Here is a 13,930-nt window from a genome sequence, read left to right as displayed (position 1 = left end):
ATGCCAATTACCCCTAAAAGTATCGCCAAACCGCAGGAATTCGCGGCTATTGACCTGGGTTCAAACAGTTTTCACATGGTGATTGCCCGCGTGGTAGACGGAGCCATGCAGGTACTGGGACGCCTTAAACAGCGTGTACATCTGGCGGACGGACTGGACAATGATAATGTCCTGAGCGAAGACGCGATCCAACGCGGTCTCGGCTGCCTGGCGCTCTTCGCCGAGCGCTTACAGGGTTTTAACGCGACCAATGTGACCATCGTCGGTACTCACACCTTGCGCCAGGCGGTGAATGCACAAGAGTTTCTCCAGCGCGCGGCAGAGGTGATCCCCTATCCTATCGAGGTGATTTCAGGCAATGAAGAAGCGCGGCTGATCTTTATGGGCGTGGAACACACCCAGCCGGAAAAAGGGCGCAAGCTGGTTATCGATATTGGCGGTGGCTCCACCGAACTGGTGATTGGCGAAGATTTCGAACCTAAGCTGGTTGAAAGCCGACGCATGGGCTGCGTCAGTTTTGCCAATCTCTATTTCCCTGATGGCTGCATCAGCAAAGAGAATTTTTGTCGCGCCCGGCTTGCCGCGGTACAAAAGCTGGAAACGCTGGCCTGGCAGTACCGTCTGAAAGGCTGGCAGTTTGCGTTAGGTGCTTCCGGCACCATCAAAGCGGCCTGCGAAGTGCTACAGGCAATGGGAGAGAAGGATAAGCTGATCACCCCGGAGCGCCTGCAACTTCTACAGGACGAAGTCATCAAGCACAAATCTTTTGATGCCCTTAGCCTGCCGGGGCTATCGGAAGAGCGCAAACGCGTGTTTGTGCCGGGCCTGGCGATCCTGTGCGGCGTTTTTGATGCCCTTGCCATCCGCGAACTGCGCCTGTCTGACGGCGCGCTGCGCGAAGGCGTGCTGTATGAGATGGAAGGCCGTTTCAGACATCAGGACATTCGCAGCCGCACGTCGCGCAGCCTGGCGGATCATTATGCTATCGATAGCGACCAGGCACGCCGCGTGCTGGAAACGACCGAGCAGCTGTACGAACAGTGGCGCGACCAAAACGCGAAGCAGGCAAATCCGCAGCTGTGTGCGCTACTAAAATGGGCGGCAATGCTGCATGAAGTCGGGCTGACCATTAATCATAGTGGTATGCAGCGTCACTCTGCCTACATCCTACAGAACACCAATTTGCCGGGGTTCAACCAGGAGCAGCAGACGCTGCTGGCCACGCTGGTACGCTATCATCGTAAAGCGGTTAAGGTCGAAGATATGCCGCGCCTGACGCTGTTTAAACGCAAACAGCTGCTGCCGATGGTGTTTTTGCTGCGCCTGGCGACGCTGTTAAACAACCAGCGCCAGGCCACCACTAAGCCAGGCTACCTGAAACTGCATACCGATGAGGGCAACTGGACTCTGACTTTTCCGCGTGATTACTTCAGCCAGAACAGTCTGGTCCAGCTGGACATTGAGCGCGAGCAGAGTTACTGGAATGACGTGACCGGCTGGCAACTCACCATTCGCGAAGAGGCGTAAACCGGCCCGTATTATTCTACCGCGCGCGCCGCGGCCGCGGGGGGCGACGTGATATGTCGCTCATCCCGTCGCCACAGCGCGAAAATGACTGGATACCATAAACTGACGCTCATGACCGCACTTGCTGCTTACGACCTTTGCACAAAATACTCGCTCGGCACGCCACACTCCGAATTAACAGAGGCGCTACCGCATATTGAGGGAACCCGCGCGCTCGACATTGGTTGTGCTGGCGGATGCAACTCACTCTGGCTAAATGCTCAAGGCTTCGACGTCACGGCCTGGGATAATAACGCGGCCAGACTCGCCCGCCTCAATACCATTGTCACTGCCGAGAATATTTCCGGGGTGCATAGCGCGCTGCACGATCTCAACGGGCTACGTTTCAACGGGGCTTATGATCTGGTGCTGTCTACGGATGTCATGATGTTTCTACAGCCGACAACCGTGCCGCAACTGATTGCCGATATGCAGGCCAGCACGGTGCGCGATGGCTACAACCTGATCGTGTCGGCCATGGACAGCCGCGACTATCCTTGTCACGAGAGCTTTTCGTTTACCTTCAGGTCCGGCGAACTGAGTCACTACTACCGCAAATGGCATATTGTTAAATACAATGAGAATGTCGGGCAGCGACATTGCACCGATAAAAACGGCCAGCCCGTCCCGTTGCGCTTTGCCACCCTGCTGGCACGGAAGGCCAGCGTTAAGGCCTGAGAACCTCATCAGCCTCTGTGGTTCCAGAGGCCAGATCCTGCAACGGTATTGGCATACCGACGATTTCTCCCTGCAGGTAGTCGACACCCAGCTTACGCAGCTCCTCGGCGACCTCTTCCGTTTGCACAAACTCCGCGACGATCTGCATCCGCTTCAGTCGCGACACCGCGCAAATAGACACGATTATCTGGTAGTCCAGACTATTATTCAGCATATTGCGCACGAAGCTCCCGTCTATTTTCAGCATGTCGACCTGCGCCCGTTTCAGGCGTGAATAGCTGGCATAGCCCGTGCCGAAATCATCAATCGCCACGCGACACCCCAATTTCCGTAACTGGGCCAACGAGCGGTTACCCCAGCTGTTGTCGCTCAGCATGGGCGACTCTTTCACTTCAATGATCAGCTGCCAGGGCTCCACACCGTGGGTTTTAAGGCTGGAAGCAATCTCCTCCGTTAGCTGCGGTCGGCACAGCGTGGCGGCGAATAAATTGATCGCGAAGCGGATCCCAGGCAGCCGATCGCGGTGGCGATGAATAAATCGCAACGCCTGCTCCAGCACCATGCGGTCCACTTCCCAGGTCAGTCCAAACTCCTGCACCACCGGTATGAAACTGGCGGGTTGAATATATTCCCCCTGCGTATTCACCATACGCAGCAAAATTTCATAGTAATCGTCGCCACGGACCCCGCAAATTTTTTGCGACATCAATTGAAAACTGCCGTTCTGCAAGGCGAACTGAATATCATGCAGCATCGCCAGCTTTTCCGTGATATGGCGCTGTACCGTGACGTTGGTCGACTGTTGCAGATTGACCGCGTGGCCACTGCGCAGTGAGGTTTCTGCCAACGCGCTCATTTCACCCAACAACTCATACAGGTGTAGTACCGGCGTATTCACCGTACAGTAGCTAAGACCAATATCGGGATGGATCGGCAGACCATCCCAGCTCAGGTGATAACTTTTAATGCGCGCCTCCAGCTCTTCAATACGTGACTGAAGAACGGCATGATTCAGGCGAATGACCAGGTCAAAGCCAGGCAGCTGATAAATGCTCTCGCCGGCAAACAGATTAGGCCGCAGATAAATAGCCAGACTCCGCTTGTACTGGATACGCAGCCGCAGTCCGTAGGTGCGACTTAACCGGTCAAGGTCGGGAATGCGCAGAAAGCAAAGTGAGGAGCATGAAACGAATGCCAGATCCTTATTCAGGGCGCGTAAATTCGGCAGCCCGATGATCGGATCGGTCAGCGCCAGTTCTTTTGCGCGCGTCAGCAATTGGCGCTGGCGTGTGCTTATCGCTGACATCAGCAAAATCACCAGCGTAAAAACCAACAGATAGGCGGAAATAACCAGCAGATTGTAGGGCTTCATTACCGTCAGATCCATAAAACGGTCACGCAGCTGATAAAGCACGACCAGCAGTATGCCCCAACTCAGCGAGGTAAAAAGATATCCAAAACGCAGCGCGGCCCATAGCATCAGCGGTAATAAAAGCGGCAGACCGTACTCGGTCGTCAGCAGGTTATCCTGATTGGCCCTAAATAGCGTCAGCATGATCAGCAGTGACATCAGTAACACCAGCCACAGCAAAAATTCTCGCCACGTTACGCCCGCAGAAATCTGGCGTTGGCAGCGGTTCTTTAACATGATGATAAATCGCGGGTTACGCAGCAGGCGCAGTGAAAAATAGAACAGGGGTACGGTACCCAGGGATGCCAGTAGTAACGACTGATAGTTAAGTAAGGCGCGCAGCGAGAATGAATCGTCGACAAAAACCGAATAATGAAGCGGCAGTATTCCGATAGGAAGCACCAGCTGGGTTAAAATCACAAACAGGGTAGATATCACCAACACCAGCCAGATCAAACGAATGCTGACCTGACTCAGCTCGCCCGGACTGACGCTCCAGCGAGTTTTAATTTGCGTACGATAGCCCCACCAGCCCGCAGCTAATGAGGCAAGGAACATTCCCACAAGCACTAACACCTGCGGCACGGTGTAGCGTCCTAAATAGTGGAAGCAGAGAGCAACAGCAATGCCTGGAAAAGCTCGCCAGTCAAACACCATCAGCATAGCGATCATCATGGCGATGGGTAAATAGATCAGATAGACATAGCCATCTGAAATCCAGAGGCGCACCGACAATGCAGAAGCGACGGGTAGCATCACCAGCGCGAGCAGCAGCGGCAATCCCCACCAGCGAGCGGTAAACTTTTCCAGCATTCTCGTTTTTTTCATCGTTTAGTCTTTATTTAATATTTTTATTCGCAGCGTTTCAACATCATAGCCGACTATTGTATGGCATATTTATGAAAAGTGTTTATGGCAAGCTGAACCGATTAAAATCATATGAACCACTTTAGTCAGCTAAAAGCAATGATTCAGTCAAGCATACTTAAAAAATTTTCATCGATATTGATAGTAGCGTCAAGACGTAGAAAACCTCGAGCGGCGCCAATAATTAGCTCGAAAGCGCGCTGTTTATCATTGACCTTTACCGGCAACTGTGACTCAATATTCCATCGCCCGCTTGGGCATACTACAGGATTCACCGCGTGAATAACGCTATGTTATTAAGAAAACGTAACAAGACCAGTCACCTCACCCGCGTTATTTTGCTTGTCAGCTTTATCATTTTGCTGGCACGGCTGATATATGTTGTTCCCGGTGCAATTCAGCATCACCAACAAAAAAAACTCTCATCGGAAACGCCTGTCAGCGTTGTTAAATAAAAGTAATCATTGGCGCCCCCTTCGCGAAGCAAATGTTTTTCCTGACATTTGCCCACACGCTGCTGCCTGAAATCAGCTAAGATATAATTCTTATTTCCGTCAGACAAAAGGATATTGCATGCCTTTAGCCCCTTCTCATGTCCAGCAATTGGCTGAAGTCCGTAGCCGCATTCTTAATCTGCTGCTATCTGATAAAGATCTTGTCGATACCCTTCTGGAGCGTCCACGGCGTGAATCACCTGCTGAAGCAGACATTCATCAGCAGCAGGTTGAGGAGATTAAGCAAACATTACCGCTGCTGCACGCCGCTGATATCGCCGACCTGCTGGAAGCATTGCCCGAAGACGAACGCCTGGCGCTCTGGCGGCTGATAGGTAACGACCGACGTGGTCATGTACTGCTCGAAGCCTCGGAAAACGTCTGGGAAAGTCTGATTGAGGAGATGAGCGACCGCGACCTGTTACGTGCTATCAAGCCCCTTGATATCGACGAACAGGCCTACCTGGCCAAATATCTGTCGCGCGATCTAACGGGCCGACTGCTGACATCGCTCGACCCGGCACTGCGTTCAAACGTACTGGAGGTCATGGACTTTGATCGCGACCGCGTCGGCCGCATCATGGATTTCAAACTGGTCACGGTACGTGCCGACGTGACGTTAGCGACCGTACAACGTTTCCTGCGTCGCAAAAAAACCATTCCAGACGGCACCGATAAACTGTTTATCACCGATAAGAACAATATGCTGCTGGGCGAGCTGCCGCTGACGGATATTTTGTTGAATACGCCGGAAAAACGGGTGTTCGAAGTGATGAATAACAGACCAACCAGCTTTCTTATCGATGATAAGGCTGAAGATGCTGCCGGGGCGTTCGAGCGTTATAACCTGATTTCTGCGGCCGTCATCGATGCCAGAGGGAAACTGATGGGCCGTGTCACCATTGATGATGTGGTCGACCTGGTGCGTGAAGAGAACGACAGCAATATCCGAAAAATGGGGGGTGTGAACCCCGAAGAGGATGTTTTTGCACCCATCAGAAAATCGGTGCGAAACCGCTGGGCCTGGCTGGCAATTAATCTGTGTACCGCCTTCGTTGCTTCGCGGGTCATTGGTCTGTTTGAAAACACCATTTCACAGCTGGTGGCGCTGGCCACGCTGATGCCGATCGTTGCGGGAATTGGTGGCAACACCGGCAACCAGACGATTACGATGATCGTGCGCGCAATGGCGCTTCATCAGGTAGAACCGGCCAACTTCTCCTTTTTAGTCGGGCGCGAACTGGGCGTTGCCCTGATCAACGGCATATTCTGGGGCGGCGTCATGGGAGGCATCACCTGGGCGATGTATGGTAACCCGGAACTGGGTGGCGTAATGATGCTGGCGATGCTGCTTAACCTGCTGCTGGCAGCGCTGATGGGCGTATTGATCCCGCTGCTGCTGATTAAGTTGAAACGCGATCCGGCGGTAGGCTCCAGCGTATTGATCACCGCTCTGACCGATACCGGCGGCTTCTTTATCTTCCTCGGGCTGGCGACAATTTTTCTTCTTCACTAAGGGTGACAGGGACTCTTTCGGGCATAAATTAATCACCGGTGGTGATTATTGTGATAAGCCGCCCAGATCCTTTACCTCCATCTCCTCTAGTCTAACCTGGCCTTTCTGCTGGTGGCCTAACCCCGGCGGCAGAAAAGTCAGGTTAGCTATCATCTAAAAAAAGGATATCTCCCTCACCCGCAAAGGATGCTGTATGAGTTCATCAAGCGCAGTTCACCCAACGGGTAAACGGGAAGAGAAGGCATGGAGGCGTACCGTCTGGCGCATCTTACCAATTCTGACCATCAGTTATATTTTCGCCTATCTCGACCGCATCAACGTCAGCATTGCCAAATTGCACATGTCCGGCGATCTCGCCTTTTCTGAAACCGTTTACGGGCTGGGTGCCGGCATCTTCTTTATCGGTTTTTTCTTTTTCCAGATCCCAGGTAACATTCTTCTGCAACGCATTGGGGCGCGTCGTATGCTGGCCGCGCTGCTGATATCCTGGGCAGCGATCGCCCCACTTACCGCGCTGGTCACCACGCCAGGCCAGTTTTATACGGTTCGCTTTCTGCTTGGTCTGACCGAGTCCGCTTTCTATCCTGGCGTGATCCTCTATCTTTCGATGTGGTTCCCTTCTTATCGGCGCGGAAAAATATTTGCCCTGTTTGCCGCCGCCGTGCCGCTATCCGGGTTGCTCGGCGGCCCGATTTCCGGCTGGATTATGACCAGTTCCCACCAGCATTTAGGAATGGCAGGCTGGCAGTGGCTGTTTATCCTTCAGGGCACACCTTCATTGCTTATTGGCTTGCTGCTCTTCTGGCTACTCCCGGAACGCATTGAGCATGCCGGCTGGCTGGATCCTGAAGAAAAGTCGTTGCTGAACGCTCGCCTACAGGAAGATGCGGTGCAGGACACGGCGACCGCACAGGCAACGCTGAACAGCGTGCTGTGTAACGGCAGACTGTGGCTGCTCACCTTTATCTATTTTTGCCTGATTGCCGGTTTCTACACCGTCAGCTTCTGGCTACCCACCCTGGTACAGAACGCCGGAACCCAGGATGTGTTTACCGTTGGCTTGCTGACAGCCATTCCCTACACGGCGGCCATTATCACCATGCTGGTGGCGGCCAGAAGCGCGGACAGGCACCGCGAGCGCCGCTGGCATTTAGCGATTATCGCCACAGTCGGGGCCGTGGGCATGGTGACCTCTGCCCTGTACAGCGACAACCTATGGGTGGCAATGTTTGGCCTGACGCTCGGTGCAGCGGGTAGCCTGAGCACTCTGCCGCTGTTCTGGAGCCTGCCAACGGCTTTCCTCGGGGGCACCATGGCGGCAGTCGGTATTGCGCTGATTAATTCTTTCGGCAACCTTGCCGGGTTTGTCGCCCCGTACCTGATGGGGGTACTCACCGATCTGACCCACTCCACGCTGAGCGGCATGCTGATCATTTCCTGCACGCTGTTGGTCGGCGCTGGGGCGATATTTTTTATCCCCGGCCGCATCGTTAACCGCTAACTGTACGGAGGAACCTGATGCATATCGTTATCACCGGCGCTGCCGGGCTGCTGGGAAAAAAGCTGGTCCAGGCCCTGCTGACTAAAGGTTTCCTGACGAACCAACGGGGGCAATTAGAGGCGATAGAACGCATTACCGCTATTGATATCGCAACGCTGGAAGGGATCGTCGACCCGCGACTGCGTTCAATTAGTGCGGATATCAGTCAAACTTCTGAACTGGAATCGTCGATCGACGCCCGTACGGACAGCGTGTTTCACCTGGCGGCGATCGTGTCCGCTCAGGCGGAGCAGGATTTCGAACTGGGCATGAGGATCAACATCGATGCAGCACGTCGGATGATGGATCGCCTGCGCCATCTGCCACAGCGCGTCAGGCTGGTGACGACCAGTTCGGTGGCGGTGTTTGGGGGCAGCCTGCCGCTCAAGGTTGAGGACAGCAGAGTGTGGATGCCGCAGAGTTCCTACGGGACGCAGAAAGCGGTGAATGACCTGCTGCTGGCAGATTATAGCCGCAGGGGCTTTATCGACGGACGCAGTCTGCGGATGCCAACCATTGTGGTGCGTCCGGGCAAACCCAATGCGGCCGCATCCAGTTTCGCCAGCGCTATTATCCGCGAACCGCTTAATGGTGCAGCGGCCAACTGCCCGGTCAACCCTCTGATGCGATTGTGGCTGATGTCACCGGCCAGGGCAGTACAGGCACTGATCCATGGCCATGAACTGGATGTCAAACGGCTTGATCAGGGGCGAGTGATTAACCTGTGCGGCCTGTCGGTGACGGTGGCGGAGATGTTAGCATCGCTTCAGCGCCTGTGCGGTGATGAAACCGCATCGCGCGTCAGCTTCCAGCCGGATCGGGCAATTGAGGATATTGTCAATTCGTGGCCGGGTAATTTTCATGCTGATTATGCGCACAGGCTGGGTTTTCAGGCCAATGCCTCATTTGATGAAATCATAAATGAATATCTGGCGGAACTCGCCTGAACGGATGGATAGGGGTTACCCGCACCTCCGCTTCTTCGCGATTAGGAGGATACACAAAAGAAAAATCACGGGCCAGGGATAGAACGCTATCTGTCGCTCGCGCAATCAGGTGGTGCCGAATCCGGCTTTACGAGCGCAGTAATTCGGCACGGTTCAGTCAGAACGATTTCAGACCTTCAGCATTTTCACCGTGGCATCTACGTCTATTTCATCTTCAGAGAAAATTAACGTCGTGTCCTGGAAGGTGGTGATCGCCAGTTTCTTCAGCGAGCGTGTTTCGCCGGGTTCAACGGCTGATTTTGGCCTGATACTATTCATCAGTACCCCCACAGAAAGCACGGTATTTTCTTTATCGATACGGGTTTCGGCAGGCACTTCTTCGCTATAAACCAGGTAAGACCGGATCGAAGCAAGCTTAAGGCGCTCACCCGCAATACAGATGTATTTGCTTTCCGGCGCGACCTTCACCGCATAAGCTGACAGCCCCTTGCTATTCGTAGTGGGCTCAAAGGTCACCGCCGCATCTTTTTTAATCAGCTCGGGGTTGGCAACCTTAATCACATGAAAATAGCGGTTGTCACCGTTTTCATCTTTTATAAATCCAAAACCCTTATCTTTAAACCAGGTTGTGATCGTTCCGTTCATCGCCATTACTGCCTGCCTAATCGTTTATCTACTCAAATTTCGCAGCGCGCAGTGTAAAACACAATGCCTGCGCAGACTACGTCTTTGGTTTAAGTCTGGACGATAATTTGCTGAACGGCCAGATTCGCCAGCTGGCCGTAAATTCGTTATCATCCGCTGCCGCTCCCCACCCTGGCAGCCTGATGTCTACGATCACCGATACCTTTATAGCCCCGCCCTGTGTTGAAGAGATAGAGATCCTCTATCAGGACGAACACCTGGCGCTGATTAATAAACCCGCCGGGCTGCTCAGCCTTTCGGGGAAAAACCCGCAAAATATCGATTCCGTGCATCATCGGTTGGTACGGATATTCCCCGGCTGTACCCTGGTCCACCGCCTTGATTTTGGCACTTCCGGACTGATGTTGATCGCCCGTAATAAGGCTATTAATGCCGCCCTGTGTCAGCAGTTCAGCCAGCGCAAGGTCGCCAAAATGTACAGTGCGCTGCTCTGCGGGCACCTGGACAATGACGGAGGGGTTATCGATGCGGCGATTGCCAAAGATCCGGCGCTGTTCCCGCTGATGTCGATTTGCGCAATCCACGGCAAGCCCGCACGATCGCGCTACCAGGTCACCGCACGCTTTTACCACGCGTTGCAGGACGGCACACGACTACCGTTGACGCGGGTACAGCTAACCCCGGAAACTGGCCGCACGCATCAGCTACGCATTCACTGCCAGCAGTTGGGCCACCCCATTTTGGGCTGCGATTTGTATGGCGGCCGTCTGCTGCCGGGCACGGAACGGACGCCACGGCTGATGCTGCACGCCAGTGAACTGCATTTTGTGCATCCGATCGGCGGAGAAGAGATCAAAGCACATCACCCCTGCCCGTTCTGAACACGCAATCCCCTGTCATGATGCCGCAGCGAAGCCGCGCGGCATCATAAAAAAATCACAATTGATTGTTTAATAAAACTATTTTAAGGTAAACCCGCAAAAAAATCTTTACCACATCAAATCATCAGGAATTTTAAAGTCGGCATACGGATCTTCTTCATTTTCCTCATCCTGACTGAGTGCGCTATTCAATACGATGCTGCTCGCATCACGCTGCGCGATTTTATCCGCGACGATCGCTGGGATAATCGCATATTCACTCTCTGCGCTATGACCGTTAACCAGGCGAGCAATGGCGAGACGCCCGCTCACCAGCTGAGCTTGCGTGGTCTTATCAACAGCTATTTTTTTAATCAGGTTATTATCTGTGAAGTTAAAATCGATGACGCCTTTTGCAATCACAACCCGATTCATTTCAATAAGCTGCTTCACCTGAGCCTTATACTCTTTGGATAAGGCGGCCTGCTTTTGCTGTTCGTTTAGCTGCTGATCGCGCTCAAGCTGGGCTTTTTTATTTTCTTCCACGGCCTCTCTTGCCTCACGAGCCTGAACGCGTGATTTTTTAGCCGTCCTTTGGACTTTAGCCATTTTTTTGCTGCTCACTAGCCCAGCTTTGAGCATCTGCTCTTGTAAGGTGAGTTTTGTCATGTTCGTTTCTAAACCCGTTGAGAAATTTGTCGGATTATACCCGTAATTTTAGAGGCTGTGCCAGGGTGCCGTACCCAGGCGCCGTTTGGTTTGAGTTTAAGGATGCCACCGCAGGTCGGCCGATGTGCTATCGGAGCGGGATACCATGTCAGGCCTTGGTTTTGGCTTTTGGACCGATTTTTACGGCTAAGGGCGTGAAACGGACTGATAAGCCTGTTAAGTTAAGTGAAAACGGGGGCATAACTGACCGTTCTGAATGTCAGTCAAAGGAGGCTGGTCATCTCAGTCGTGGGCCATGAGGGACGGGGGCTTTTGCAACAATGCTGCACAAGCGCCAAATCATGAAGGTGGCTCATGTTTTGATGAAATTAAATCACTTTTACTCAATCGATGAGTCTGGCATAAAGTATGCAGTACAATCAGTACCAGACAACATGAAGGCCTGAAGGCCAATAAATACTAAAATCAGACAAGAAAATTTGAAATTGCTGTAAAACAAGAATTAATTTCAGGTTTTATATCGGAAATCAGGATACCGCATCGCGATGAATAAAGAATTTACATTTACGATTAAAAGCATTTCCTTCGATGAAAATTATAACCCATCCGAGAATACGCGTATCACGACCAACTTTGCTAATCTAGCCAGAGGTAACATGCGCCAGGAGAATTTGCGCAACACCTTAGCGATGATTGATCATCGTTTTAACACCCTGGCACATTGGGATAACCCCAATGGCGATCGTTACTCTGTCAAACTTGAGATCGTTTCCGTTGAAATGGACGTTGAAGGCAAAGGCAATACCTTCCCGGTGATTGAAATATTAAAAACGAATATTATCGATCGAAAAACCAACGAAGTCTTTGAAGGTATTGTTGGCAATAACTTTTCCTCTTACGTGCGAGATTATGACTTCAGCGTATTGCTTCTAGAGCACAACAAGGGGAAATCCGAGTTCAGCACCCCAGAAAACTTCGGTGATTTGCATGGAAACCTGTTTAAATGCTTCGTTAACTCAAATGAATACAAAAATAATTTCCATAAATCGCCTGTAATATGCCTGAGCGTCTCTAATAAAAATACCTATCATCGAACTGAGTACCAGCATCCAGTATTGGGCTTCGAATACCAGCAAAATAAACCGTCCATGACCGATCATTATTTCCAAAAAATGGGACTACGGGCCCGTTACTTCATGCCAGCAAACGGTGTTGCGCCTTTGGCTTTCTATTTTTCCGGTGATTTAACGGGCGATTACACGGATCTTGAGCTTATTAGCACCATCAGCACGATGGAGACGTTTCAGAGAATTTATCGACCTGAGATCTACAATGCCAATTCTGTAGCAGGAAAAGAATACCAGCCAAACCTGGTCAACCCGGATTATGCATTAACTCAAATTGTTTATGATCGAGAAGAACGTAGCCAGTTAGCTATTGAGCAGGGTAAGTTTACCGAAGAGCACTTCATCAAACCATACAGGACTATTCTTGAGCAATGGTCTGCTAATAACGTTCTCTGATTAAACAAAATACAAGGTCATCTGTTATGAAAATATTGTTACCTACCTCAACGTCGGGCAGTTTGCCTAAACCCTCCTGGCTTGCACAGCCCGAGACGCTGTGGTCCCCCTGGAAATTGCAGGGTGATGAGCTGATTGAGGGTAAACAGGATGCCCTACGTTTGTGCCTGGAAGACCAACGGCAGGCCGGTATTGATATCGTCAGCGATGGCGAGCAAACGCGCCAACATTTTGTTACCACGTTTATTGAGCACCTCGACGGGGTGGATTTTGAGAAACGTGAGACGGTTAAAATTCGCAATCGTTATGATGCGAGTGTACCGACAGTCGTCGGCGCTGTGGCTCGTCAGAAACCTATTTTTGTCGAAGATGCAAAGTTCTTACGTCAGCAAACCACGCAACCCATCAAATGGGCGCTGCCAGGCCCGATGACGATGATAGATACGCTCTATGACAGCCACTACAAAAGTCGCGAAAAGCTCGCCTGGGAATTCGCTAAAATACTCAATCAGGAAGCCAGAGAATTAGAGGCTGCCGGTGTCGATATCATCCAATTTGATGAGCCGGCATTTAACGTCTTCTTTGATGAGGTGAATGACTGGGGGATTGCCGCGTTAGAAAGGGCAGTTGAAGGACTTAAATGCGAAACTGCTGTGCATATTTGCTATGGATACGGCATCAAAGCCAACACGGACTGGAAAAAGACGCTGGGATCAGAATGGCGGCAATATGAAGAAATCTTCCCCAAACTGCAAACGTCTCATATCGATATCATCTCGCTCGAATGTCAAAACTCTCGCGTTCCAATGGATCTTATTGAGCTTATTCGAGGCAAAAAAGTGATGGTAGGGGCCATTGACGTGGCAACCAACAACATAGAGACCCCTGAGGAAGTTGCCAATACGCTACGCAAGGCGCTTCAGTTTGTCGATGCTGACAAACTCTATCCTTCGACCAACTGTGGCATGACTCCCTTATCTCGTCGCGTCGCAAGAGGCAAACTGCATGCGTTAAGTGCAGGCGCAGAAATCGTGCGAAGAGAACTCGCGGCGAATTAACTTCGCCAAAAGTGAGTTTAATTGAAGGAAAGCCAGTCCGGCTTGAGCGATCTGATCAATCGCCAGATATCCCAGATCTTCAACCGGACTGAGCATTCATGATCGTGCTCAGCATCGTGATTTCCCCCCGTGCGATCCTCCTGTCGCTGACCTGCT

Annotated in this window: 12 protein-coding genes; 9 read left to right on the top strand and 3 right to left on the bottom strand. The window is 51.9% G+C overall.

Going from position 1 to position 13,930, the window contains the following annotated elements:
• Both ppx and tehB read left to right on the top strand, forming a co-directional pair.
• Nucleotides 1-1,527 carry an exopolyphosphatase gene (gene ppx, locus ETA_RS06310; protein WP_012440796.1) on the top strand — a complete coding sequence of 509 codons (1,527 nt, stop codon included), beginning with the start codon at nt 1-3 and terminating at the stop codon, nt 1,525-1,527.
• Between the two features lie 111 nt (nt 1,528-1,638).
• Nucleotides 1,639-2,244 (top strand): tellurite resistance methyltransferase TehB, encoded by a 606-nt coding sequence (gene tehB, locus ETA_RS06305; RefSeq protein ID WP_012440795.1) that lies wholly within the window; start codon nt 1,639-1,641, stop codon nt 2,242-2,244.
• Here the strand turns inward: tehB and ETA_RS06300 are convergent.
• Nucleotides 2,234-4,483 carry a sensor domain-containing phosphodiesterase gene (locus ETA_RS06300; protein WP_012440794.1) on the bottom strand — a complete coding sequence of 750 codons (2,250 nt, stop codon included), beginning with the start codon at nt 4,481-4,483 and terminating at the stop codon, nt 2,234-2,236. The two genes, tehB and ETA_RS06300, sit on opposite strands and share 11 nt — an antisense overlap.
• A gap of 317 nt (nt 4,484-4,800) precedes the next feature.
• Here ETA_RS06300 and ETA_RS19180 point away from each other — a divergent pair, with 317 nt between their 5' ends.
• From ETA_RS19180 to denD, 4 genes are all read left to right on the top strand, one after another.
• Nucleotides 4,801-4,977, top strand: a complete 177-nt coding sequence (locus ETA_RS19180; protein ID WP_071819164.1) for a YfgG family protein — start codon at nt 4,801-4,803, stop codon at nt 4,975-4,977.
• A gap of 118 nt (nt 4,978-5,095) precedes the next feature.
• Complete coding sequence (gene mgtE, locus ETA_RS06295) at nt 5,096-6,532, top strand: magnesium transporter (protein WP_012440793.1); 1,437 nt, start codon at nt 5,096-5,098, stop codon at nt 6,530-6,532.
• A gap of 193 nt (nt 6,533-6,725) precedes the next feature.
• Nucleotides 6,726-8,033 carry an MFS transporter gene (locus tag ETA_RS06290; protein ID WP_012440792.1) on the top strand — a complete coding sequence of 436 codons (1,308 nt, stop codon included), beginning with the start codon at nt 6,726-6,728 and terminating at the stop codon, nt 8,031-8,033.
• Between the two features lie 17 nt (nt 8,034-8,050).
• Complete coding sequence (denD, locus tag ETA_RS06285) at nt 8,051-9,019, top strand: D-erythronate dehydrogenase (protein WP_012440791.1); 969 nt, start codon at nt 8,051-8,053, stop codon at nt 9,017-9,019.
• A 168-nt stretch (nt 9,020-9,187) separates the two neighbouring features.
• On the opposite strand, the gene ETA_RS06280 is transcribed toward denD, so the two are convergent.
• Nucleotides 9,188-9,670, bottom strand: a complete 483-nt coding sequence (locus ETA_RS06280; protein ID WP_012440790.1) for a cold-shock protein — start codon at nt 9,668-9,670, stop codon at nt 9,188-9,190.
• Nucleotides 9,671-9,846: 176 nt separating this feature from the next.
• Between ETA_RS06280 and ETA_RS06275 the strand changes: the two genes are divergently transcribed.
• Nucleotides 9,847-10,545 (top strand): RluA family pseudouridine synthase, encoded by a 699-nt coding sequence (locus ETA_RS06275; protein WP_012440789.1) that lies wholly within the window; start codon nt 9,847-9,849, stop codon nt 10,543-10,545.
• A 108-nt stretch (nt 10,546-10,653) separates the two neighbouring features.
• Here the strand turns inward: ETA_RS06275 and ETA_RS06270 are convergent, their stop codons facing one another.
• Nucleotides 10,654-11,193 (bottom strand): DUF2058 domain-containing protein, encoded by a 540-nt coding sequence (locus ETA_RS06270; RefSeq protein WP_012440788.1) that lies wholly within the window; start codon nt 11,191-11,193, stop codon nt 10,654-10,656.
• Nucleotides 11,194-11,738: 545 nt separating this feature from the next.
• On the opposite strand from ETA_RS06270, the gene ETA_RS06265 reads away from it, so the two are divergent.
• A complete protein-coding gene (locus tag ETA_RS06265) occupies nt 11,739-12,716 on the top strand; it encodes a DUF1852 domain-containing protein (RefSeq protein ID WP_012440787.1) in 978 nt (325 codons plus the stop codon).
• Between the two features lie 26 nt (nt 12,717-12,742).
• Nucleotides 12,743-13,774: a methionine synthase gene (locus ETA_RS06260; RefSeq protein WP_012440786.1), complete on the top strand. Its 1,032-nt coding sequence runs from the start codon at nt 12,743-12,745 to the stop codon at nt 13,772-13,774.
• Nucleotides 13,775-13,930: the final 156 nt, after the last annotated feature.

Origin of the sequence: Erwinia tasmaniensis Et1/99, assembly GCF_000026185.1 — a bacterium.
Taxonomy (GTDB): Bacteria; Pseudomonadota; Gammaproteobacteria; order Enterobacterales; family Enterobacteriaceae; genus Erwinia; species Erwinia tasmaniensis.
Note: the sequence above shows the minus strand (reverse complement) of the source record. Positions and strands in the feature narration are given on the sequence as shown.

Bases quoted from the DNA above. Each gene is read 5' to 3' on its own strand.
- ETA_RS06300 (WP_012440794.1), bottom strand. From the start codon at position 4,483: ATGAAAAAAACGAGAATGCTGGAAAAGTTTACCGCTCGCTGGTGGGGA.
- ppx (WP_012440796.1), top strand. From the start codon at position 1: ATGCCAATTACCCCTAAAAGTATCGCCAAACCGCAGGAATTCGCGGCT.
- tehB (WP_012440795.1), top strand. From the start codon at position 1,639: ATGACCGCACTTGCTGCTTACGACCTTTGCACAAAATACTCGCTCGGC.
- ETA_RS06265 (WP_012440787.1), top strand. From the start codon at position 11,739: ATGAATAAAGAATTTACATTTACGATTAAAAGCATTTCCTTCGATGAA.
- mgtE (WP_012440793.1), top strand. From the start codon at position 5,096: ATGCCTTTAGCCCCTTCTCATGTCCAGCAATTGGCTGAAGTCCGTAGC.
- ETA_RS06280 (WP_012440790.1), bottom strand. From the start codon at position 9,670: ATGGCGATGAACGGAACGATCACAACCTGGTTTAAAGATAAGGGTTTT.
- ETA_RS06260 (WP_012440786.1), top strand. From the start codon at position 12,743: ATGAAAATATTGTTACCTACCTCAACGTCGGGCAGTTTGCCTAAACCC.
- ETA_RS06270 (WP_012440788.1), bottom strand. From the start codon at position 11,193: ATGACAAAACTCACCTTACAAGAGCAGATGCTCAAAGCTGGGCTAGTG.
- ETA_RS06275 (WP_012440789.1), top strand. From the start codon at position 9,847: ATGTCTACGATCACCGATACCTTTATAGCCCCGCCCTGTGTTGAAGAG.
- ETA_RS06290 (WP_012440792.1), top strand. From the start codon at position 6,726: ATGAGTTCATCAAGCGCAGTTCACCCAACGGGTAAACGGGAAGAGAAG.
- denD (WP_012440791.1), top strand. From the start codon at position 8,051: ATGCATATCGTTATCACCGGCGCTGCCGGGCTGCTGGGAAAAAAGCTG.